We start from the raw sequence: 22663 nt of genomic DNA, 5'->3' as shown, positions 1-22663 counted from the left end.
GCGGGGCGTCGCGCGTCCGTGCCCGGGTTCAGCCGGCGACGTCGGCCCCGGGCGTCTCCGGGACGTCCAGGTGGACGACGAGGTCGGCGCGCGACCGCGACGTCTCGACGGTGCGGCCGTTGCGCCCGTCGACGGAGCGCACCCAGTCCTCGGCCGCCTGCGGCTCGTGGCCGTAGGACCGCCGCCGCCGGACCAGCCGCCGCTCCCGCACGTCCGGCGGGACGTCGATGTACCAGACCTCGTCCAGGCAGGTGCGCACCGCCGACCAGCCGTGCTCCGCCAGGAGCAGGTAGTTCCCCTCGGTGAGGACGAGGGGGGTGTCCGGAGCGACCGGGACGGCGCTGCCGATCGGCTCCTCGAGGGCGCGGTCGAACACCGGCGCGTAGACCGGCACGGCGGGCGGCGTCCGCAACCGGCGGAGCAGGGCGACATAGCCGTCGACGTCGAACGTGTCCGGCGCGCCTTTGCGGTCGCCGCGTCCGAGGCGCCTGAGCTCCACGTCGGCGTAGTGGAACCCGTCCATCCCGACGAGGGCTGCGCGGGCACCGAGCGCACCGAGCAGCGCCGCGCACAGGGTCGACTTCCCCGCGCCGGGCGCCCCGGTGATCCCCAGGATGCGCCGGGTGCCCGGACGCGCCAGGACGGCTGCCCGGTCGACCAGTTGCTGCAGCGTCGCCCGGACGACCGGCGGAGAGCCCCCGCTGGGCGGAGCCTGCTCGTGCACCGTCCACGTCCTCTCGATCCGGCTGCCGGCTGCCGGCTGCGGCGCGGGGTGGCCGCAGCGGGGCCACGGGGGACGGTAGAGACGGTTCGGCGGCGCCGTCAACGCGGGCGGGGGACCGCCCATGTCACCGGTGACATGGCGGTCAGGATGTGGTTGCATCGGTCGGCGGACCGGCGCTCGTGCGGCGGTGCACGACCGCGATGGCACCTGCCGAGGAGATGCGCTTCCATGACCGACTTCGACGGCCGCACCGTGCTGGTCACCGGGGCCACCGGCGGCATCGGGGGGGCCACGGTCCGCCGGCTCCTGGCCGCCGGCGCCGACGTCATCGCCAGCGGCCGTTCGGTCGAGTCGCTCGAGACGCTCGCCGCCGGGACGGGTGCCCGCCCGCTCGCGTTCGACCTCACCTCCGAGGACAGCGTCCGCTCGGCGCTCGAGGGGCTGGACCTGTGGGGCGTGGTCAACTGCGGCGGTTTCGGCGGGGAGATCGCCACTCCGATGGAGACCGACATCGACGTCTTCGACAAGGTCATCAGCGTCAACGCCCGCGGTGCGCTGCTGGTCACCAAGTACGCCTCCGCGTCGATGATCCGGCTGGGTCGGGGCGGTGCCATCGTCAACGTCTCCAGCCAGGCGAGCCTGGTGGCGCTGTCCGGCCACATCTCCTACGGCTCCTCGAAGGCGGCGCTGGACAACATCACCCGCGTCTCGGCCCTAGAGCTCGGCAAGCACGGGATCCGGGTGAACAGCGTGAACCCGACCGTGGTGATGACCGAGATGTCGGCGTGGTACTGGGGGCGGCCCGACATCGAGGGGCCGTTCCTCGACCAGATGCCGCTCGGGCGCTGGGCGACCGAGGAGGAGATCGCCGCTCCGATCGTCTTCCTGCTCGGTGACGGCGCCTCGATGATCTCCGGGGTGTCGCTGCCCATCGACGGCGGCTACACCGCCCGCTGACCCGTGGGTTCCGTCCGGCCGGGTGACGGCGCAGCGCGATGACGACGATGCGGGACGTCGCCGCCCTCGCCAAGGTCAGCGCCAAGACGGTCTCCCGGGTCTTCAACGACGATCCGCACGTGCTGCCGGAGACCCGGGCGCGCGTGACCGACGCGCTGCGCGAGCTCGGCTACGTCCCCAATTCCCTGGCCCAGGCCTTCCGCACCGGCCGCCCGCCGGTGCTGGGGGTGGCGGTCCCCGACCTCGCCGACCCCTTCTTCGCCGTCATGGGCAAGGCGGTGGAGGAGGTCGCCGCGCGTGCCGACATGGCTGTCCTGGTGAGCAGCATCGGGTATGACCCGCGGCGCGAGGCCGGGGCGCTCGACTCGCTGCTGCGCCGATCACTCAGCGGTCTGGTCGTGGCGCCGACGTCCCAGGACCACGGCCACCTCGGCACCTGGGCCGCCCGGCTCCCGGTCGTCTTCGTCGACCGTCCGCCCCGGGGGCTGACCGCCGACGCCTTCACGGGGGAGGACCACCAGGGCGGCCGGCTCGCCACCGAGCACCTGATCGCCCACGGCCACCGGGAGATCGCCTTCATCGGGGACGACCCGGCGATGACCACCACCGTCGACCGCCTCGCCGGCCACCGGTCGGCCCTGGCCGACGCCGGGCTGCGGCCGAGGGACGAGCTCGTGGCGTTCGGTGCCGTCGACCGGGGGAGCGCGGAGCAGGTGATCACCCGGCTCCGGTCGGCCGGGCCGCCACCGACGGCGTTGATCACCGGCGACGCCCGGACGACGATGACGCTCGTCCCCGCGCTGGCCGGCAGCAGCTGGGCCGTCGTCGGCTTCGGTGACTTCCCGATGGCGCACATGCTCTCGCCGGCGCTGACCGTCGTCGACCAGGACCCGGCCGCTCTCGGACGGCTGGCCGCCGAGCGGGTGGTCGAGCGGCTCAGGGCGCCCGACCGCCGGTTCCGCCGGCACACGATCCTCCCCGTCCGCCTCGTGGAGCGCCGGTCGTGCTGGTCGCCGGCGGAGGCGTCGACCCTGTTCCCGTCCTCGTGCCCGGGGTCGGGGGCCGGTGACTCGCGGGCAGGGGCCGCAGCGGAGGACACCGGCACCCGTTCCCCCGGCACCCCACCGTCGCTCGCAGAGGAGCCCCCGCCGTGACTGCCGTTCCGTTGAGCGAATCGAGCCTGGCCGTACTTCCCGAAGCGGTGCGGCGCCCGGCCTACGACCGCGCTTCGGCCGGCTGTGGCGTCGTCCACCTGGGCGTCGGCGCCTTTCACCGGTCGCACCAGGCGGTCTACTTCGACCGGTTGCTGGCCCTCGGTCACGCCGGCTGGGGGATCACCGGCGTCGGGGTGCTCGGCGCCGACCGGCCGCTGCATGCGGCGCTGCGGGCCCAGGACGGGCTCTACACCCTGGTGCTGAAGGCGCCGGACGGGTCGATCGAGCCGGCGGTGGTCGGTTCGCTGCTGGAGCTGCTGCTGCTGGACGACGACCCCGAGGCGGTGCTGGCGGCGATGGCCGCGCCGAGGACCCGGCTGGTCAGCATGACCATCACCGAGGGCGGCTACAGCACCGACAAGTCCACCGGTCTGTTCCGGCTGGACGACGCGCTGGCCGCCGACCTCACCAGCCCGCGGCCCCGCACCGCGTTCGGGCTGCTCACCGAGGCGCTGCGACGGCGGCGTGCAGCCGGGACGCCGCCGTTCACCGTCGTCTCCTGTGACAACGTGGAGAGCAACGGCGACCTGACGCGCCAGACGCTGCTCGAGTTCGCCCGGTTGCAGGAGGTGCGCACCGGCGACGGGCTGGCCGACTGGATCGCCGCGTCCGTCGCCTTCCCCAACTCGATGGTCGACCGGATCACCCCGGCCACCACGGACGAGGACCGCGGGCGGTTGACGGCGGAGACCGGCCTGGTGGACCGTTGGCCGGTGGTGGCCGAGCCGTACCTGCAGTGGGTCCTGGAAGACCGGTTCAGCGACGCGCGCCCGCCGCTGGAGGAGGTGGGGGTCCAGCTGGTGGAGGACGTGCACCCGTACGAGCTGATGAAGCTGCGGCTGCTCAACGCCAGCCATCAGGTGATGTCCTACCTGGGGTACCTGGCCGGGCACCGCCGGGTCGACGAGGTGATGGCCGACCCGCTCTTCGCCGAGCTGGTCGAGCGGTACATGCGGGTCGAGGCCACGCCCACGCTGCCGCCGGTGCCGGACACCGACCTGGGGGAGTACCGGCGCAGCCTCCTCGAGCGTTTCGCGAATCCCGCCGTCAGCGACACCCTGGCCCGCAACTGCGCGGAGGGGTCGGAACGGATCGCCACGTTCGTGCTGCCGGTGATCCGCGAGCAGCTCGCCGCCGGCGGCCCGTGCGACCTCGCGGTGCTCGCCGTGGCCGGATGGGCCCGGTACGCGGGAGGGATCGACGAGGACGGCAACCCCATTCCCGTGGTGGACGCCCGCTCCGATCGGCTGGCCCCGCTGCTGCGTCTCCAGGACGAGGACCCGCTCGCCGTCCTGACGTCGGGCGAGGTCTTCGGCGATCTCGCCGATGACGAGCGGTTCCGCCGCGCCTACTCGCGAGCGGCGGAGCTGCTGGACCGGTACGGGGCGCGAGGGGCAGCGATGCGGATCCTCAGCGCATGACGGCTACGCCCTGGCCCATGTGACGTCCTGATTACCGAAGGACTGGCGTCCGTCTTCCATGGCCCACAACCCCCAGGTGTGGCAGCTGCGCCTCCCGGTGGTGGGTGTCGGCGAAGTCGACGCCGGCGACGACGGACGGGCCACCGGTGCGACGGGACCGGCCGTCTACGGTGCCGGCATGCCTTCGGCCGCCCGTACCGCTGCCCGCGTGCTCCTCGGCGCAGCCATGGTGGGGGCGGGCACGCTGCACCTCACCATCCAGCGGAAGGAGTTCCAGGCCCAGGTGCCCGGCTGGTTCCCGATCGACGCGGACCTGACGGTGCTGGGCTCGGGCGTCGCCGAGATCGCCTTGGGCGCGTCCTTCATCGCGCTGCCGGAGAAACGGCGACTGGTCGGTGCGCTACTGGCGGCGTTCTTCGTGCTGATCTTCCCCGGTAACGTCGCCCAGTACCTCGAGGGCACCGATGCCTTCGGCCTCGACACCGACCGCAAGCGCCTGGTCCGGCTGTTCTTCCAGCCCGTGCTCGTGCTATGGGCGCTGCTCGGTGGCGGCTGGCTGCGCCGCACCCGGCACGACTGACGCTCGCCGCCCCGCCGTCAGCCGACGAGCAGGTTCATCCACGACTCTGTGAGCACCGCGTGGGTCTCGTCCCGGTCGACGTCCCAGCCGTGCCGCATCCACCGGACCGAGGCGAACTCCAGCTGACCGAAGGCCAGCGTGCCCCGCACCCGCCGCGAGGACGGGGTGAACCGCTCCGCCTTCTCCAGGCCCTGGTGGATGTCGCTGATCGCGCTCTCGAACCAGACGTCGATCGCTTCCTGGATCTCGGCGTCGTGCGCAGCCGCCTCGTGCGCGGCCGTCACGTAGGGCTTGATCGCCGGCCACTGGTCGATCTTCTTGCCCAGCCAGGCGTGGATCTTCTCGCGGTCCCCGGACTCCACGACCGCCGAGAGCCGGGGGTCGTCGACGGCGATCAGCAGGCCGTCGACGGCGGTGATGAGCTCCTTCATGAGCGCGGCCTTCGACGGGAAGTGCTGGTAGAAGGTCTGGCGGGTCGTCCCGGCTGCGGCGGCGATGTCGTCGACCGTCGTGGCCACGTAGCCCTTTCCCTCGAAGAGGCCCAGACCCTCTTTGAGCAGCAGCTCACGGGTCAGGCGCTTCTGGGCTTGGCGGAGGCTCACCGGGCAACCATAAGCAGTGCGGAACGCCGCTGAGCCGGCCGTCGGAAGGCGTGCCGGCTCGACGGGTCCGACATCGGCATCTCTCAGCCGTTCGCGGCCGGCGGGGTCGCCGACCGGAGCCGCTTGCGGATGTGGCCGGAGAAGATCGACTCGACCACCTCGTCCGGGGTGAAGTCCCCGGTCAGCTCGCGAACCGGCCGGCCGTCGCGGAACACCAGGACCCGATCGCAGAGCATGGTCAGCTCGGTCTCGTCCGTACCGGCGACGAGCACCGCGCAGCCCTCGGTGGCCGCCCGGCGGACGGCCTCGCTGATGGTCTGGCGGGCACCGACGTCCACCGCCTGGGTGGGCTCGTGCAGGACGAGCAACCGCGGGCCGGTGGCCAGCCACTTGGCCAGCAGCACCTTCTGCTGGTTGCCGCCGCTGAGCTTCCCGACCAGCTGGGACGGGTCCGGGGGGCGGACGTCGAGCCGCTCCACCCACTCGCCGACGACGGCGGTCTCCGCGGCCCGCTCGACCGGGAGGACTGCGGAGCGGGTGCGGCGCCGCGGCAGCAGGACGTTGTCGGCCACGGTGAGCTCCAGCGCCAGGCCCGCGTGCTCGCGCCCCTCCGGCACCAGCGCCACGCCGGCCGCGATCGCCGTCCCGACGTCGAAGCGCGCCAGGTTGTGGCGGTCCTCGCCCACCTGCAGGGTGCCCTGCCGGGCTGGCCGGGCGCCGGTCAGCAGGTAGGGCAGCTCGTCGTGCCCGGAGCCGCTCAGGCCGGTCACCCCGACCACCTCGCCGGGGTGCAGCTCCAGGTCGACGCCGGCCACCAGCTCGCCGCGCAGCCCGCGGACGATGACTCCGCCGTCGGATCCCGTGGGAGCCGGCCCGGAGGGAGCCCGGCGGATGACCTGCTCCAGCGTGCGGCCCATGATCGCGCGGACCAGGTCGTTCTCCGTCAGGTCGGCCGTGGGCAGCCCGGCCTCGACCACCACGCCGTCGCGCAGCACGGTCACCCGGTCGGTCGCCTCCAGCACCTCCTCCATGTGGTGGCTGATCAGCAGGGCGGCCGTCCCGGTGGCGACGACATCCTCGAGCATGTCGTAGAAGTGCTCGAGGCCGGCGCGGCTGAGCGAGCGGGTGGACTCGTCGAACACGATGAGCCCGCGCCCGGGGGTCGCGTCCTGCAGCGCCCGCGCGATGGCGACCGTGGCCCGCTCCTCCTCGGAGAGCTCGCCCACCCGGGCGTCCAGCGGAACCGGCCGGCCGAGGCGCTCGAGCACCGCGGAGGCGTCGCGGCGCTCCTCGTCCCAGCGGATGGCGCGGGTGAGCCGGTTCGCGCGGAACCGGCCCACCCGGAGGTTCTCCACCACGGTGAGGTCGTCGACCAGGCCGAGGCTCTGGTGGACCACCGCCAGCCCGCGCGCCGCGGCCTTGCGGGGGTGGACGGGGAGCCGCAGCGGCTCCCCGTCCACCAGCACCCGGCCGCCGGCGTCCGGTGCGTGGTACCCGGTCAGGACCTTGGCGAGCGTGGACTTGCCGGACCCGTTCTGCCCGATCAACCCGTGGATCTCCCCGGGCGCCACGTCCAGGTGCACGTCGCGCAACGCCTGGAACCGACCGAAGGTCTTGGCGACCTTCTCGACGCTGAGGCGCACCATGCCCGTGCCCTCCTCGCTCGTGGCGGGTGCCGGGGCCTCCGCGACGGCCGGGCTCAGTTCTGGCCCCAGAGCGCGGCGAACTCCTGCTCGTAGTCGGTCGGGCCGAACCACTCGCCCGAAGCCTGGGCTTCCTCGGTGAGCTCGATGTCGCCGATGTTCGCAGGAGTGAACAGGCGGTAGGAGACGTCGTACTCGGGCACCTCCTGGCCCGCCACGAGCCGGAAGATGGCATCGGCGGTGGCCCAGCCCTGGTAGCGGAAGTTCTGCGCGACGTCGGCCTGCAGCTGCTGGTCGTCGGCGAGCTGCTGCAGCCCGTCCAGGGAGGCGGCGGCCGTGCCGATCTGGATCTGGTCCGCGTTCGGGGTCTGCTGGATGCCGGCGATGGTGGGCTGCACGAAGACCTCGAACTCGCTTAGCACGTAGCCGGTGTCGGGGTTGCTCAGGATCGCCGCGCTGGTCGAGGAGGGGATGAGCGGGAAGTTCGAGGCGGAGACCTCGTTGACGACGACGGTGCAGTCGGGGCAGTTCTCGGCGAACGCCTCCTCGCCGGCCTCGGCGAAGGCGATGGTCGAGGGGTTGTCGGTGACCTTCTGGAGGACGACGGTCGCGTCGCCGCCGGAGTCGACGGTCATCCAGTCGGCGACGGTGGCCACCATCTCCGACGTCGGGGCGTTGACGTAGGCGAGCGTCTCGTCGGCCGGCTGCTCGTCGCTGGGAAGCTGGTTGCCGATGATCACCGGGATACCGGCCGCGCGGGCGGCCTCGATGCCGTTGGCCGCCATCCCGTAGGGGATGGAGTCTGTGACGATCGCCGCGGCGCCGGCCCCGATGGCCTGCTCGAGGCAGCCGCCGACCTGCGAGGGGTTGGCGCCGCCGTCGCAGACCTGCAGATCGACCCCCACGGTCGCCAGCGCCTCGCCGATCTTCTCGCCGTACAGCTGGAAGACGCGGTTCTGCGCGGTCAGCGGGATGTAGTAGACGGTCTGTCCGGCCAGCGCCGACGGGTCGACCGGCTCAGTGGGCACCTCGAAGCTGTCCCGCGGCTCCATCGCCGCCTCGACGTCGGCCTGCACGTCCGCGAGGGCGCCGTCGGCAGCTCCGCTCGCACCGGACGCGCTCTCGGAGTCGAAGGCGGTGGTGCCGGGGGAGCAGGCGGCGAGCAGCGCGACGGCGAGGACGGCGGCGCCGGTCGAGCCGATCGTGGAGCGGCAGATGCGCATGGGTGGACCTTTCGACGTGGGCGTCGGTGCCCGGGGTGGAGGAGAACGGGTGCCGGACGGCGGATCAGCCGGTGCGGCGGTGGAGCAGCGTGGAGACGGAGACGGCGAACACCAGCACGCCGCCGTAGAAGACGCTGGTGACCCAGCCGGTGTAGCCGAGGAGGTTGAGGCCGAGGATGCCGGTGGCGAGGAAGTAGACGGCGATCCAGGTGCCGAGCGGGTTGAAGCGACCCGGCAGGAGGATCGCGGTGCCCAGGAAGGTCGCCGCGAACGTCGGCAGCAGGTAGGTCTGCGACGAGCCGGGGTCGAAACCCCCCACCGCCGCGGCCGACAGCACGCCCCCGAGGCCACCGATCACACCGGCCGACACGAAGGCGCCGAAGCGGATCCGGTCGACCCGGATGCCGGCGAGCCGGCTCACCTCGCGATTGGCCGCGACGAAGCGCATGTTGCGACCCAGCGGGGTCGCCATGAGCACGTAGGCGAAGCCGAGCATCACCAGCAGGCCCCAGTAGAAGGAGACCGGCAGCCCGGCGACGCGGTACAGCGAGATCTCGCCGAACTCGCGGGGGAGGCCGCTCACCGTGGTCAGGTCGGTCAGCCACAGGGCCACGCCGAGCAGCAGGGTGCCCATGCCCAGGGTCACGACGATGGTGTTCACGCCCAGCCGGACGACGAGGAAGCCGTTCACCGCCCCGACCAGGGCGGCCGTGACGATCGCGGCGAGCGAGGCCGCCCACACGTTCCAGCCGTGGTCGACCACCAGGACCGGCAGCAGCGTGGCCGACAGACCGAGGACCCAGGCCACGGAAAGATCGACGAACTCGCCCACGCAGATGGTGCACAGCAGTGCCGCGCACAGGAAGACCAGCGTCTGCTGGCTGCTGAAGATGGTCTGGAAGGTGCCGGTGGTGAGGAAGCGGTCGGGTTCGAGGATCCCGTAGAGGGCGATGAGCGCCAGCCACACGCCGATGACGGCGAAGCGGGAGACGAACGTGCCGACCACCGACGGGCCGCTGACGCGGGCGGCCGGGGCCTCGGGGGCTGCCGGTGGCGCCGCGGGAGCGGGCGACGGGGCGGGTGCGGGTACGGCGGGCACGGCGGCCTCCTGCGGCACGTCGTTGTGGCGGAGCTAACAGTTATGACAGGTTGGCAGGTCACTGGACACCATGTCAACAGACATGTCAGCAAGTCGTCTAACCGTCCGGCGGGACGTCGACGGCGCGGGGGAGGGCGGTCGGCGGGCATGCCTCCGGCCGGAACGTCCAGGTCCTCCTGGACGTCCCGGCCGGAGTGGAGCGGGCCCGCGGCGCGCGGTCAGCCCACGCCGAGCTCCATCAGGTCCTCGCCGACGATGAGCCGGCCGGAGTAGCCGCGCCGCGCCTGCTGCCAGCGGCCCTTGGGGTTGCCTTCCGGTAGCAGGTGGGTGAGCACGAGGTTTTTCGCTCCAGCGGGCTCGGCCACCTCTGCACCGACCTGCTCGATCGTCGTGTGGCTGTCGATCAGGTGCCCACCGAGCGGCCCCCCGATGTGCGGCGGAAGGGTCTGCACCAGGCGCTCGACCCAGAGCGGATCGATTACCTCGTGCACCAGGTAGTCGGTGTCCTTCGCGAGGTCGATGAGGTTCGGGCTCACGGTCGTGTCACCAGAGACGGTGACGGAGCCGTCCGGGGTGTCGAACCGGAAACCGAAGGACGGCGCCGTGGGCCGGTGGTCGACCAGCGTGGCGGTGATCCGGACCTCGTCGTCGGTCCACACCTCGAACGGCGCGATGCGGGGCGGCACGCCTTCCTCGTCGATCGCCCACGTCCCGGTCAGATCGATGTCCTGGACGTCGAAGAGGTTCTGCGGCGGCGCGAAGGCGGTGTCGCGGGCGCGGTCGTTGAAGTCGGCGGCCCAGGCCTTCATCAGGTATCCGGTCATGGCCTCGATCCCGGGGGTGGGGTCCTCCGGGTGGAACAGCGGCGGCGCCACGTCGCCGGCCAGGCCCCGGTAGGCGGGCAGGGTGCCCCGGTCGCCGGGGCCGAATACGCGGATGGGCGGAGCCGCTCGATCACGGCCGGCGGTGTTGATGGGCCCGGTGGCGTAGGTGGCCGGCCAGTCCATCAGGTGGTCGCTGTGCATGTGGGTGAAGAAGATGCCCCGCACGTTCGTGAGCGCCGTGGCCATGCCGGTGGGGCCGGACAGCCCGCTCTGCCGGAGGCGCAGGAGTGAGCCGAGTCCCAGGTCGACCACGTACACGCGGTCGTCGAACGCGACGGCCGTCGAGATGCCGAACCGCTCGCCCTCCAGGAACCCCGGTCCCCCCGCGGTGCCGAGCAGGACCAGGCGGGTCCTCCCCAGGCGTCCGCGGCCGTGCTGCCGCGGGCCCCCGGCTGACGCCGGCCTCACCCCGGCCGCCATGAGGCCACCCGCGGCGGCGGTGGTACCGAGCACCTTGAGAAACGCACGCCGGTTGGACTCGGGCAGGGAGGGATCCCCTGCCACCTGGGCGATGACGTCACACATGCCTTGCCTCCTGTGTCGTGGCTTCTTGTGTCGTGAACGGCAGCACGAGCCGGGACGGGTGGAGCGCGTCGCGGTAGATCTTGTGCGTGACCGGCCGGCCCACCGGGAGGTGGAAGGCGTCCGGCGGCAAGAGGGAGTTGTGGTCGTCGGCCAGCGGCTCGTCGCAGGACAGCTCCGCCACCAGCCGGTGCCCCGGCCGGAACGTGGCCGCGAACGGGTAGAGCCGCAGCACGTACTCCTCGATGGCGCCCGGCTCCACCGGAACCGCGCGGGTGTGCGGGTGGTACGGGTTCCCCTCGGTGGTCCGCTCCTCGTCCAGCTCGCGGTGCGAGGCCTTGAGGTAGCCGGTGGTGATCAGCTGACGGCTGCCCTTCGGGGCGACGTCCCACATGCGCAGGATGAAGTTGGTGTCCGGCTGGTCGATCTCGGCGAACAGGTGCGCCGCACCGGACCCGATCATCTCCGTGGGCTCCTCGAACGGAGCGGTGCTCCAGCTGAGGATCTCGACCTTGTCGGTGACGGTCAGCGGGGCCTGGTAGAAGCCGTCGGGTGCGGCGTGCTCGGGGCCCATCGGCTCCGGCGCAGAGGAGAGCTTCCGGCGCGGACGCAGGTGCAGCGAGCGGTACTCGACGTCCTTCGGCGGCCACTGCCCGGCGGTGACCACCTCGCGGGAGCCCTCCACGAACACGCTCACCGCGGGCTCGTCCATGACCCCGTTGTCGACGCCCTTGAGCCAGTACTCGTACCAGCGGAACATCTCGTCGTGCTCCTCGACCCAGGGGCGCGACTGCATGGGCGGGTAGGAGCCGATGACGAGCTTCTTGGGACCGGTCAGGGTCTCGAACAGCTCGATGTGGCCGTCGACGGTCCAGCCGCGGCCCTGGTCGATCTGCAGGTAGACCGGGATGTCGATGTTCCGGGCGAGGTTGACCGGGTTGCGCTCCTCGTACCACTCGCCGTCGAGCTCGTTGAGCACGATGTCGAACCACGCCTCGTGGTGCTTCGGGTAGTTCAGGACGTGCACCAGGTTCGGCCAGGCGGCGACGTCCGGGTCCCGCAACCGCTTGGCGACCCGCTGCGCGACGTCCACGGGGGAGTAGGTCTCGAGCACGCGAGAGGTGATCCGGTCGGTGAACGCCCAGCCGGAGTCGCCCCCGCGGCCCTCGCGGGCCGCGCGCGGCATGAACCACATGATCCCGCCGTGGTAGGTGGTCTCGTAGAAGTCGAAGTGACCGCCGGAGACGAAGATCGCCTTCAACGACGGGGGGCGCTCGGCGGCGGCCAGCACCTGCATCGAGCCGTAGTAGGAGATGCCGATCATGCCGACGTTGCCGTCGCACCACGGCTGCTCGGCAACCCACTCGATGACGTCGTAGGCGTCCTGGCCCAAGGGCACACCGCCGGCGTTGTAGTTGCCGATGTGCGCGCCGTCGGAGGCCCCCGACCCGCGCAGATCGCCGATCACGTGGGCGTAGCCCTCACCGACGACGCGGGCGATGTCGCCGGCCTCGATGCAGCCGTCCCACATCGGGCTGGGCCGGCGCTGCGGCGGCATGGTGAGCGCGAGCGCCTGCAGCTCCTTGCCGTACGGGCTGAGCGCGACGAGCGCCGGGCGCGGGGTGTCCTCGACGCCGGAGTAGACGTCGGCGGCGAGCGTGACGCCGTCGCGCATCGGGACCCGGAGGTCCTTGCGGACGGCGATCGTCTGCGTGCCGGCCTGGACCTGGCGGATGTCAGCCATGTGAGTGCAGCTCCTTGTAGCCGTGCAGGGTGGTGAAGAACGGGGACGGTTCGAGGGTGGGGTCGCCGGCGTAACCGACCTCCTCGGCGACGCGGGCGAACGGCGAGTACGGCGAATCGGTCTGCTCCAGACCGTCGGCCAGCGCTCGGGCGGCCGCCGCAGCGACGCGAGCCTCGACGTCGAAACTGCCCTGCAGCGCCTCCTGCGCCTGCGCGCGGTCGAGCTCGACGCCGTACGGCACGCCCTCGGCCGTGCGGTACGGATGGCCCAGGTACAGGTGCCGAGGACGGACGACGTCGCGCAGATGCTCCAGGCTCGCGCGGTAGGAGCGTGGGTCCTCGTATCCCGGGAACCCGTTGGCGGCCCCGTGCACCTGCACGGCGTCGCCGACGAAGACGTCGTCCTGGCCGTCGACCACGTAGGCGACCGACCCGGCCGTGTGGCCAGGGATGGCATGCACCGAGACGGTGACGTCGCCGCCCAGGGACAGCGTCTCGCCGCCGCGGACCAGCACGTGCGGCTCCATCTCGCCGGAGATCGCGCCGGCGGCCATGGCGGTCTGCTTCGCCTCGGCCTCGGGATCGCCCAGGTACTGCGCGCGCACGTCCAGGTAGTTCTGCACGTGTGCCCGCCGGGAGCGCAGCAGCGGTGCGTCGGCCTCGGAGATCACGACCTGCGCGCGCCGGCCGGTGAGCTCCCAGAGGGCGTGCGCCCCGCCGACGTGGTCGATGTGCCCGTGAGTGAGCAGGATCCAGCGCACGTCCTCGATCCGGCGGCCCAGGGCCGCCAGCGCGGGCGCCATGCCCTCGGCCGGGGACGAGGCGATCCCGGTGTCGACGATCGCCGGTCCCGGGGCGTCGATGTAGAAGCTGTAGAGCCCGAACCGGCCCCACGGCGAGACCAGCGGGTGGATCGGCACGCCCACCGCCGTCACCGCCCGTGCACGAAGTCGGCGATCTCCCGGTACACCCGGGCGTACTCCGGGATCCACGAGAAGTGCTGCACGAAGCCGTGTCCGGCGCCGGCGTATCGCGAGACGGTCACCGGCACCCCGACGTCGGCCAGCCGCCGGCCGTAGAGCTCGCCCTCGTCGCGCATCGGGTCGTGCTCGGCCGTGACGACCAGCGCCGGGGGCAGCCCGGTGAGGTCGGCCCGCTTGGTCGGGGAGACCAAGGGGTCGTCCGGGTCGGCGCCGCTGTCGAGGTAGAAGGCGTTGAACGGCTTCAGCCCCGCCGTCTCCAGGCCGTAGCCCTCCGCGTTCTCCCGCAGAGACGCGTAGCGGTCGACGTCGAAGTCCAGGTCCAGCGACGGGTAGAGGAGCACCTGGTGGGTGATCGTGTCGTTGCCGTCGTCGTGGGCCATGGCGGCGACCGCCGCGGCGAAGGTGCCGCCGGAGCTGTCACCGGCGACGGCGAGCGTGTCGCCGTCCCACCCCAGGTCGGCGCCGTGCTCGGCGGCCCAGCGCACGACGCCGTAGCAGTCCTGCAGTCCCGCGGGGAACGCCGCCTCCGGCGCCCGGCGGTACCCGACGGAGACGACGCGGAGGCCCGTCTCGGCCGCCAGGTTCCGCGCGACGTGGTCGTGGGTCTCCAGGCTGCCGAGGAAGAACGCGCCGCCGTGGAAGTACACGAGCAGGCCGTACGAGTCGGCCTCGGCAGGCGTGTAGATCCGCACCGGCACGTCGCCGGCCGGCGTCGGCACCGTGCGGTCCTGGACGGCGTGCAGGGGAAGACGCTCGGCGACGGGCAGGACATGCGCCTCCTCGCCGGCGCGCATCGCCACCGGGTCCAGCGGCCCGGGCGGGGGCGCCGGCATGGAGGCCAGCGCTGCGGCAATCTGCGGGTGCAGGCTCATCGGGCGGCCTGCGCCGCGGGCTTCTGGCCGGGGAAGGCATCGTCGAGCTCGTCGTCGGTCCAGCCGGAGCGGGAGATCGCCTGCAGCTCGTCGGTGACCGGCTTCCGCTCGGCCTGGAACGCGGCCAGCGCGGCGGGGACGGAGTCAGCGTCCAGCAGGGCGTCGACCAGCGCGCCGGCGTCCATGATCGCCGAGTTCGCACCCTGCCCCTGGTGGTGCAGCATCGCGTGCGCCGAGTCGCCCAGCAGGGTGGCCGAGCCGGTGTGCCAGGTGTCGACCGGATCGATGTCGTAGACCGCGCGCACGTTCACGGTGGCGAGGTCCAGGTCGCGGGCGATGGCGACGATCCGCTCGTCGAACCCTTCCACCTTGGCCAGCAGGTCCTCCTTGGTCACCTGCGGCGCCCAGGTGCCGTCGGCGTCCAGGGCGGTGACGTCGAAGGACAGCCCGTCGCGGTGCCGCAGCGGCAGCAGGTAGACCTTCGTGCCGCGGCCGATGTACATGCGGAGGTTGTCGTCGACGACCATGCCGTGGCACGCGCTGGTGGGGATGACCACGCGATAGGCGTGCTCCCCGGCGAACACCGGTTCGTGGTCGCCGAACAGCTGCTGGCGCACCGTGGACTTGATGCCGTCGGCGCCGATGACCAGGTCGGCCTCGACGGTCTCGCCGTTGGAGAAGCGGAGCACGGTGGTCGCCCCGCGGTCCTCGACGCTCTCCAGCTTGGAGCCGAGCCGGATCATGCCCTCGGGCAGCACGCCGGTGAGCGCGTCGATGAAGTCGCCGCGGTGGATGAGGTGGGTGTGCGTCCTCACCGCGTAGTCGTCCATGCCCGGCCAGGAGTCCTTGGCGATCGGGTCGCCGGTGGCGGTGAGGATCTCGAAGTAGTCGCTGGGCGAGCTGACGCGGGCGATGGCGTCGAAGATGCCCCAGCGGCGGAAGAGGTCCATGGTCGACGGGCGCAGGCCGATGCCGGCCCCCACCTCGGCGATCCCGCCGGCCTGCTCGTACACCGTGACGTCGACGCCGTGCAGGCTCAGGCCCTTGGCCACGGCAGCGCCGCCGTACCCCGCACCCACGACGGCGATCTTCAGGTCTTTGATGTTCATGGCTGTGCTCTCTCAGTTCGTCGTGAGGGTCAGGAAGTCGGCGGGGTTGGTGACGAAGATCCGGTAAATCGTGGCCTCGTCGACGCCTTCCTCCTGCAGGTCGGGGATGAGCTGTTCGAAGATGTAGTTGACGGTGTGGCCCTTGACGCCGGGCCAGCCGAGCGGGCTGCAATTGGCGTCCGCGGAGGCAAGCACCTGGTCGACGTGGCCCTCGCCGACCAGCCGGAGGAAGTGCTCGAGGCGCTCGCGGCGGTGCCGGCCCCAGAACGGCGGGTCGGGCAGCTCGAGGTCGTAGCCGAAGGTGTCGAAGCCGATCCGGCCGCCGCCGCCGAGGATCGCGGCCTCGTTGACCTTGCCCTGGCTGACGCCGTCATCGGCGTGCCCGAAGAGCACCCGGTCCAGCGGCAGGCCCTCCTCGGCGAAGACGGCGAGCGCCGGCTCCACGTCGACGGCGAGGTGGGTGAAGATCGGCACCCCGGTGAGCAGCGCGGCGCGGGCCGCGGCACGGTAGATGCGCAGGTCCAGTTCCTTCATCCGGAAGCCCCGGCTCACCCCGACCTTGATGATCCCCGCCAGGCTGCCGGTGTCGCCGATGCCGACGGTGATCTCGTGGACGAACTGGCGCATCAGGTAGTCGACGGGGGCGTCGGCGAAGAAGCGCAGCGCGGTGTCACCCCCGACGAAGCCGGTGGCCGCGACGATGTGCACGCCGGTCTTGGCCGAGAGCGACTTGTAGTAGTCGACGTCGCGGCCGTTGCAGATGCCGGTGGCGTCCACGAAGGTCGGGCCGCCGTAGGGCTGGCTGTGCTCGGCGAACTGCCGCAGCTTCGGGACGGTCTCCTCGTACCGCTGCTCGGGGGTCTTCCACCACCGGGTGTCGAGCTCCGAGCCGGGCATGCCGTAGCCGATGTGCTCGTGCACGGCGACGAAGCCGAGCTCCTCGGCCGCGATCGGGCCCAGGACGGTGTTCACACGGGACATGTCTTTCGCCTCTCTCCTGGGATCCGGCTCAGCGCACCGCGAGCAGGTCGCGCGGGTTGGCGACCAGGACGCGCTGGATGTCCTCGTCCGCGACCCCGTGCGACGCGAGGAGCGGGACGAAGGCGGTGAGCACGTGCGCGTAGGGCAGCTCGTACGCGGGGTGCCCCTTCGCGACCCCGATCGCGTTGCCCGAGAGCAGCACGCGTTCCGCGTGCCCGGCCGCGACGAGCTCGGCGACCAGGGCGGCCCGCTCGGCGTCGCGGACGTGGTCGTCCGAGTCGTTCAGGCCGACGTGGTCGACGGCGACGTAGGCGCCGCGTTCGGCCACGGCGGCGGGCCAGCCGGCCGCGACGGCCTCGGTCCGGTCGAGGTCGCCGACGACGACGCGGTCGGCCGGCAGCCCCTCGTCCAGGACCAGCTGCAGCTCGGCGACGGCGTCGGCGCCGTAACGGATCGAGACCGGGACGCCGGTGGCCAGTGCCGCCCGGGCCGCGCCGCGGAACAGGCTCTCGTCGGTGGGCGTCACCCCGTCGCGGGTCGCCGCGGTGGCGACCAGGCCGGCGGAGCACCGACGCTCCACGCGCGGGACCACCATGCCCTCGGTGACCTCCCGGCCGAAGAGGTCGGCGAACTTCTCCGCTGGCCACGGCGTCGGCGGGTCGGTCTGCGGGGTGAGGAAGTAGCCGCCGAGGTTCTCCTCGGGGCCCATGCCCGTCGAGGCGACGACGTGCACGCCGGTGGCGCGGGACAGGGCCTCGTAGAGCTTCGTGTCGCGGCCGTGGAACATGCCGGTGCTGTCGACGACGGTCCCGCCCCCGGCCGCCTTGAAGGCGGTGAGCTTTGCGGCGAGGACCTCGAAGATCTCCGCGCGGTCCATCGAGATGTCGTAGCCGTGCTCCGCTCCGGGGACGACCGAGAGCAGCGCTTCGTGGACCGCGACGACGCCGAGGTCGTCGGCGGGTACGGGGCCGAGGACCGTGTTGACGTGTCGGCTCGTGCCGTTCATCTGTGCAGAGGTCCTCTCGGGTCCGGTCGTCATGCGGCTGCCACGGCAGCCGGTCTGAGGAGCCGCTTGAGCTTCGCGGGCGGGGTGTGGTGGTTGACCGCGACGACGGTCCGGGGCGCACCGGCGTCGGGCCAGGCCAGGAGTGCCGAGCCGGCGTCGAGCGAGCCGTCGAGCACGGCCGGCTCGCCCTGCGGGTCCGCCGGGCCGACCATCTTCACGTCGAGCCCGAACTGCTCGGTCCAGGCGTACCGGGACGGCCGGTACGCGAGGGCGTCGTCCCCGTGCAGCAGCGCCTTGGCCGCGCAGCGCGCCTGCTCCACGGCGTTGGTCCAGCTGGGGATCCGGGTGAGGCCGCCGTCGCCGGTGGTGAAGACCGCGACGTCGCCGGCGGCGACCACGTGCGGGCTCACCCGGCAGCGCTCGTCGACGAGCACCCCGCCGGCGACCGGCAGGCCGGAGCCCGCCAGCCACTCGACGTTGGGCACGTCCCCGACCGCGGAGACGATGAGGTCGGCCTCCAGCCGTCGCCCGTCGGCGGTCTCGACCGCCGTCGGAAAGGGCGCGCCCAGGAGCCGGACACCGCCGTGCGTGAGGACGAAGCGGACCCCTGCCTGCTCGGCCACGGAACGGACGTGCCCGCCCACCGTCGTCCCGAGTAGGCGGTCGAGCGGGGGAGCCAGGTCGACGACGGTCACGTCCCTGCCCAGGGCGCGCGCGGTGGAGGCGATCTCCATCCCCAGGAAGCCTCCGCCGACGATCAGGACCGAGGAGGCGCGACCGAGGTGGTCGCGCAGCCGCAGGCCGTCGTCGTAGCTGCGCAGCACCCGCTCGGCCTGGTTCGGCGTACCGATGCGCCGGGCGCGCGCGCCGGTGGCGATGACCAGGCCGTCATAGGGGACGGGCCCGGCCGGGGTGAGGACGACGCGGTTGTCCGTGTCCAACCCGGTGGCCGGCGTGCGCAGGTGCAGGTCGACCTCCGCGGACAGGGGCGCCAGGACCACGTCATCGGCGGTCTCGCGCCCGGCGAGGACGCCCTTCGACAGTGGCACCCGGGTGTAGGGCGGGAGGTCCTCGTCGCTGAGCACGGTGATTCGGCCGTCGAAGTCCTCCATCCGCAGCGTCTCCACCGCGGTCAGCGCCGCGATGGAGCCGCCGACGACGACGACGTCCCGCACGGTCCCGGCAGGACCCGGCCGCATGCTCCCGGCAGGACCCGGCCGCATGCTCCCGGCAGGACCCGGCCGCATGCTCCCGGCAGGACCCGGCCGCATGCTCCCGGCAGGACCCGGCCGCATGCTCCCGGCAGGACCCGGCCGCATGCTCCCGGCAGGACCCGGCCGCATGCTCCCGGCAGGACCCGGCCGCATGCTCCCGGCAGGACCCGGCCGCATGCTCCCGGCAGGACCCGGCCGCATGCTCCCGGCAGGACCCGGCCGCATGCTCCCGGCAGGACCCGGCCGCATGCTCCCGGCAGGACCCGGCCGCATGCTCCCGGCAGGACCCGGCCGCATGCTCATGCCTCGACGCGCAGCGCGGCGACCGGGCACACCCGGGCCCCGGCCTCCGCCTTGCGCTCCAGCTCCGGCGGCACCTCCTCGTGGAGGAGCACCACGATCGCCTCGTCGTCGAGGTCGTAGACCTCCGGCGCCGTGTCGGCGCAGAGGCCGTGGCCCTCGCACCGGTCGCGATCAGCGGCGATCCTCATCGGGTTCCTTCCCTTCGTCGGGGCCTGCGCTGCTGCGGTCGAGGTCATGCCGGCACCACGTCGAGGACCGGCAGCTGCTCGATGCTGCGCGTGATGTTGCTGGGGACGCGGATCTCCTCGCCCACGACCAGGCGCTGGACCCGGGTGGCCAGGGCCTCGATCACGGCGTGCGCCTCGAGCCGCGCCAGGCCCTGCCCGGCGCAGCCGTGCGGGCCGTAGCCGAAGGAGAGGTGGTCGACGGGGTTGCGCTCGACCAGGAAGGCGTCCGGGTCCTGGTAGTGGCGCGGGTCGCGGTTGCCGGCACCGAGGAGAAGGGCGACCTGGGAGCCGGCGGGCACGGTGACGCCGTCGATCACGACGTCCTTCGTCACGTGCCGGCCCCAGGCGTGGATGGGCACCCAGTACCGGAGCACCTCGGCGAAGGCGGCCGGCACGAGGGAGGGGTCCTTGCGCACCAGGTCGAACTGGTCGGGGTGTGCCCCGAAGAGGGCGACGATGTTGCCGATGGCGGCGACCGTCGTGTCGACCCCGGCCCCGAGGTACGGGTGGATGATGTGCCCCGCGGTGTTCGGCGGGATGTCGCCGCGGGCCTCGGCGTCGAAGATGCCGCGGCCCACCGAGCCGGGCGCGAGGTCCTCGGCGGTGACGCTCGAGCACCAGGCGTACAGCTCGCCGGCGATGGGGAAGTTCTCGGCGGTCCGCTGGTTCATCGGGCCGATGACCTGCATCGCGGCCTGGCCCCAGCGGAGCATGTTGTCGCGGACCTGGCCGGTGAAGCCGATCAGGTCGGCGACGACCTCGAGCGGGAAGACGCGGGCGAGCGCGTCGATGGCGTCGAAGGAGCCGCGGGCGACCAGCTCGTCGACCAGGGTTGCGGCCTTGGCGTCGATCTGCGTCTTCAGACCCCGCAGGGCCCGGGGGGACAGGTTCTCGGTCAGCGTCGCGCGGAGCTGGGTGTGGACCGGCGGGTCCGAGGCGAGCGAGGTGCCCTGCAGGGCCTCGTTGACCATCGGGTTGAACCCGATCGTCCGCGACGAGAACGTCTCCGGGTCGCCGAGCGCGGTGCGGATGACGTCGTAGCGGGTGAGCGCGTAGACGCCGTTCGCGGGCAGGTGCACGACCCCGCCGAGGTCGCGGAGCTCGGCGTAGGTCGGATACGGGTCGACCAGCACCTCGTCGGCGAAGAGGTCGATCGCAGAAGTCGGGACGGACATGGGCCACCTCGGGGTTCGGACGTCGCTGTCGGCACTGCGGTGGTCGGCTCCTGGCAGCTGCCCGGCCGGACGAACTGCTTCTCGGACCCGATGAGGGTGACGACGCGATGTGCCCGCGGTCACGAACTCACTGTGCACCATGTCATGTCGATTTACAAGGCGTAAATGAAAAGCGCGGGTCCAGAACGGACACCGGCCCGTCGCCCGGGGGACGGCGGGCCGGCTGGCTCCTGCTGGGCTCCGGGACGTCCCTACTGGGCGTCGAGCAGGACGCCGGACAGGAACTCGGCCAGCTCCTCGTGCCCGTCCAGCGGGAGGACGTGGGCGACGTACTGGTCCGGCCGGACGAGAACGATGCAGCCGGCGTTCCGGTCGATCCCGCGCAGGTCGACGACGTCGCAGGTCGTGAGGTCGGGGCAGAAGGCCTTCTCGTAGTCGATCAGGCCGAACCGGCCCTTCCGCGGCAGCAGCACGGGCGGCAGCGTGTCCACCGCCAGGTCGCGGTGACCCTGCTGGAAGACGGCGCGGACGTCGATGACCGAGTCCGGGTCGGCCCCGGCCGGCGTGTACCGCGCGATCGGGGACTTCTCGGACACCAGGAAGTCGCACAGCGCCCGGGCCCGCGAGTCCGGGCTCGCCGGGTCGGCGCGGTCGGCGAAGACGTAGAGCCGCCAGGCGCCGTCGGCCCGGGCCACGTGCCCGAGCTGGACCGGCTTCGCGTCGGCCAGCCGGACGACCGGGGCGGAGTGGAAGCGCATCCCCACGGGGAAACCCTCCGCCAGGTGCTGGAACTCGGCAGAGGCGGTGATCATCGACGGCGCGTAGGTCGTGGCCACGCCCGCGGTGAACCGCCCCTGGGCGGCGAAGTAGCGCTGGAACTCGGCCGGGTCGACGCCGCCGCCCTCTGCCGGCCCGGACTCCTTCGGGGCCGCGCTGAACATCCGGGAGAACTCGCGGTCGAAGTCGATGAGCTCCTGGGCGATTCCCTGGCGTTCGGCGGAGTAGGTGTCGAGCAGCTCGGGGCGGGCGGTTCCGCGCAGGACGGCGCCCAGCTTCCACCCGAGGTTCCAGGCATCGGCCATCGACACGTTCATGCCCTGGCCGGCCTTGGCGCTGTGCGTGTGACAGGCGTCGCCGGCGATGAAGACCCGGGGGACGCGCGTGCCGGTCTCTTCGGCGGGCACGTCGTCGAACTTGTCGCACAGCCGCTGGCCGATCTCGTACACCGACCACCAGCCGACGTCCTTCACCTCGAGGGTGTACGGATGCAGGATCCGGTTCGCGACCGCGGTGAGCTTCTCCGGCGTGACGCTGCGGTTCTCCAGCATGTCCCGGTCCCTGACCGCGTCGAGCTCGAGGTAGACACGCACCAGGTAGCCACCCTCGCGGGGGATGATCAGGATGCTGCCCTGATCCGCCGAGATGGCGGCCTTCAGGCGGATGTCGGGGAAGTCGGTGACGGCCAGGACGTCCATGACGCCCCAGGTCTGGTTGGTCAGGTCGCCGACCAGCTCGCGACCGATCGCCGTCCGGACGCCGCTGCGTGCACCGTCGCAGCCGACGACGTACCTGGCGCGGACCGTGGAGGTCCGTCCCGTCTCCTGGAGGTCCGCCAGGTGCTGCAGCGTGACGGTGACCGGGTACTCGGACCCGCCGCCGGCCTCGACGGCGAGCCCGCTGGCGTGCACGCCGTAGTGCGGCCGCAGCCGGCTGGCCGACCGCTCCATGAAGCCGCGCAGGTAGGCGAGCATCCGCGCCTGGTTGACGATGACGTGCGGCATCTCCGACAGGCCGTCCTCGACGTCCTGGATCCGCCCGGTGCGCGCGATCTTCGACCGGTCCTCCGGGTCGGGCCGCCAGAAGGAGACCTCGTTGACCCAGTAGCCCTCGGCGACGAGCTGGTCGGCCAGCCCGAACGCCTCGAACATCTCCACCGTGCGGCAGGCGACCCCGTCGGCCTGCCCCACCTCGAGCGGCCCGTCCCGGCGGTCGACGACCGCGGTCCTGATGTCGGGGAAGCTGGCCAGCTGGGCGGCCAGGACGAGGCCGGCGGGACCGCACCCGACGATCAGGACGTCGACCTCCTCGGGCAGGTCGTCCGGCCGGTCCGCGACCGAGGGGTGCGGCTGCGCCACGAACGGGTCGCCGGGCCGGTAGCCGTCGAGATAGAACTGCACGTCG

The 22663-nt window shown here is 72.4% G+C and carries 20 protein-coding genes; 4 read left to right on the top strand and 16 right to left on the bottom strand.

The genetic code is table 11. The features are described 5' to 3' along the window. Window positions 1-28 precede the first annotated feature (28 nt). Entirely contained in the window at window positions 29-724 is a 696-nt protein-coding gene (locus BLASA_RS14305) for a nucleoside/nucleotide kinase family protein (protein WP_014376893.1), read from the bottom strand. 228 nt (window positions 725-952) lie between these two features. On the opposite strand from BLASA_RS14305, the gene BLASA_RS14300 reads away from it, so the two are divergent. From BLASA_RS14300 to BLASA_RS14285, 4 genes are read left to right on the top strand one after another with little or no spacing between them, the layout of a single operon-like run. Continuing rightward, window positions 953-1681, top strand: coding sequence for an SDR family oxidoreductase (locus tag BLASA_RS14300; protein ID WP_014376892.1), 729 nt, complete (start codon window positions 953-955; stop codon window positions 1679-1681). Between the two features lie 38 nt (window positions 1682-1719). Further along, the gene (locus BLASA_RS14295) at window positions 1720-2835 is read left to right on the top strand and encodes a LacI family DNA-binding transcriptional regulator (protein WP_166486553.1); all 1116 of its coding nucleotides are present in this window, start codon (window positions 1720-1722) and stop codon (window positions 2833-2835) included. After that, complete coding sequence (locus tag BLASA_RS14290; protein ID WP_014376890.1) at window positions 2832-4316, top strand: mannitol dehydrogenase family protein; 1485 nt, start codon at window positions 2832-2834, stop codon at window positions 4314-4316. Before BLASA_RS14295 ends, BLASA_RS14290 begins: the two co-directional genes overlap by 4 nt. A gap of 58 nt (window positions 4317-4374) precedes the next feature. Continuing rightward, on the top strand, window positions 4375-4896 hold the full coding sequence (locus BLASA_RS14285) for a membrane protein (RefSeq protein WP_014376889.1): 522 nt from the start codon (window positions 4375-4377) through the stop codon (window positions 4894-4896). Between the two features lie 17 nt (window positions 4897-4913). Here the strand turns inward: BLASA_RS14285 and BLASA_RS14280 are convergent, their stop codons facing one another. The 15 genes from BLASA_RS14280 to BLASA_RS14210 all read right to left on the bottom strand — a co-directional run bounded on the left by BLASA_RS14280 (window position 4914) and on the right by BLASA_RS14210 (window position 22659). After that, window positions 4914-5498, bottom strand: coding sequence for a TetR/AcrR family transcriptional regulator (locus tag BLASA_RS14280; RefSeq protein ID WP_014376888.1), 585 nt, complete (start codon window positions 5496-5498; stop codon window positions 4914-4916). Window positions 5499-5581: 83 nt separating this feature from the next. Then, window positions 5582-7144, bottom strand: coding sequence for a sugar ABC transporter ATP-binding protein (locus BLASA_RS14275; RefSeq protein WP_014376887.1), 1563 nt, complete (start codon window positions 7142-7144; stop codon window positions 5582-5584). A gap of 53 nt (window positions 7145-7197) precedes the next feature. After that, entirely contained in the window at window positions 7198-8364 is a 1167-nt protein-coding gene (locus BLASA_RS14270) for a sugar ABC transporter substrate-binding protein (protein WP_014376886.1), read from the bottom strand. Window positions 8365-8428: 64 nt separating this feature from the next. Further along, on the bottom strand, window positions 8429-9463 hold the full coding sequence (locus BLASA_RS14265) for an ABC transporter permease (protein WP_014376885.1): 1035 nt from the start codon (window positions 9461-9463) through the stop codon (window positions 8429-8431). A gap of 218 nt (window positions 9464-9681) precedes the next feature. Then, the gene (locus BLASA_RS14260; RefSeq protein WP_014376884.1) at window positions 9682-10872 is read right to left on the bottom strand and encodes an MBL fold metallo-hydrolase; all 1191 of its coding nucleotides are present in this window, start codon (window positions 10870-10872) and stop codon (window positions 9682-9684) included. Beyond that, window positions 10865-12613 (bottom strand): CocE/NonD family hydrolase, encoded by a 1749-nt coding sequence (locus BLASA_RS14255; RefSeq protein WP_014376883.1) that lies wholly within the window; start codon window positions 12611-12613, stop codon window positions 10865-10867. The genes BLASA_RS14260 and BLASA_RS14255 overlap by 8 nt, the downstream gene beginning before the upstream one ends. After that, complete coding sequence (locus tag BLASA_RS14250; protein WP_041776536.1) at window positions 12606-13538, bottom strand: MBL fold metallo-hydrolase; 933 nt, start codon at window positions 13536-13538, stop codon at window positions 12606-12608. Before BLASA_RS14250 ends, BLASA_RS14255 begins: the two co-directional genes overlap by 8 nt. Window positions 13539-13543: 5 nt before the next feature. Next, window positions 13544-14467, bottom strand: coding sequence for an alpha/beta hydrolase (locus BLASA_RS14245; RefSeq protein ID WP_014376881.1), 924 nt, complete (start codon window positions 14465-14467; stop codon window positions 13544-13546). After that, window positions 14464-15576, bottom strand: coding sequence for an FAD-dependent oxidoreductase (locus BLASA_RS14240; RefSeq protein ID WP_014376880.1), 1113 nt, complete (start codon window positions 15574-15576; stop codon window positions 14464-14466). Before BLASA_RS14240 ends, BLASA_RS14245 begins: the two co-directional genes overlap by 4 nt. A gap of 12 nt (window positions 15577-15588) precedes the next feature. Then, window positions 15589-16557 (bottom strand): phosphotriesterase, encoded by a 969-nt coding sequence (locus BLASA_RS14235; protein ID WP_041775780.1) that lies wholly within the window; start codon window positions 16555-16557, stop codon window positions 15589-15591. Between the two features lie 28 nt (window positions 16558-16585). Further along, window positions 16586-17563: an aryldialkylphosphatase gene (locus tag BLASA_RS14230; protein ID WP_041775779.1), complete on the bottom strand. Its 978-nt coding sequence runs from the start codon at window positions 17561-17563 to the stop codon at window positions 16586-16588. Window positions 17564-17592: 29 nt separating this feature from the next. Next, window positions 17593-18762: an NAD(P)/FAD-dependent oxidoreductase gene (locus BLASA_RS14225; protein WP_197536223.1), complete on the bottom strand. Its 1170-nt coding sequence runs from the start codon at window positions 18760-18762 to the stop codon at window positions 17593-17595. A 314-nt stretch (window positions 18763-19076) separates the two neighbouring features. Beyond that, window positions 19077-19268, bottom strand: a complete 192-nt coding sequence (locus BLASA_RS14220) for a ferredoxin (RefSeq protein ID WP_041775778.1) — start codon at window positions 19266-19268, stop codon at window positions 19077-19079. Window positions 19269-19312: 44 nt separating this feature from the next. Next, window positions 19313-20482, bottom strand: a complete 1170-nt coding sequence (locus tag BLASA_RS14215; RefSeq protein WP_014376875.1) for a cytochrome P450 — start codon at window positions 20480-20482, stop codon at window positions 19313-19315. A gap of 251 nt (window positions 20483-20733) precedes the next feature. Continuing rightward, on the bottom strand, window positions 20734-22659 hold the full coding sequence (locus tag BLASA_RS14210; RefSeq protein ID WP_014376874.1) for an FAD-binding monooxygenase: 1926 nt from the start codon (window positions 22657-22659) through the stop codon (window positions 20734-20736). Between the last annotated feature and the right edge of the window lie 4 nt (window positions 22660-22663).

It is taken from the genome of Blastococcus saxobsidens DD2, assembly GCF_000284015.1.
GTDB lineage: Bacteria > Actinomycetota > Actinomycetes > Mycobacteriales > Geodermatophilaceae > Blastococcus > Blastococcus saxobsidens_A.
Note: the sequence above shows the minus strand (reverse complement) of the source record. Positions and strands in the feature narration are given on the sequence as shown.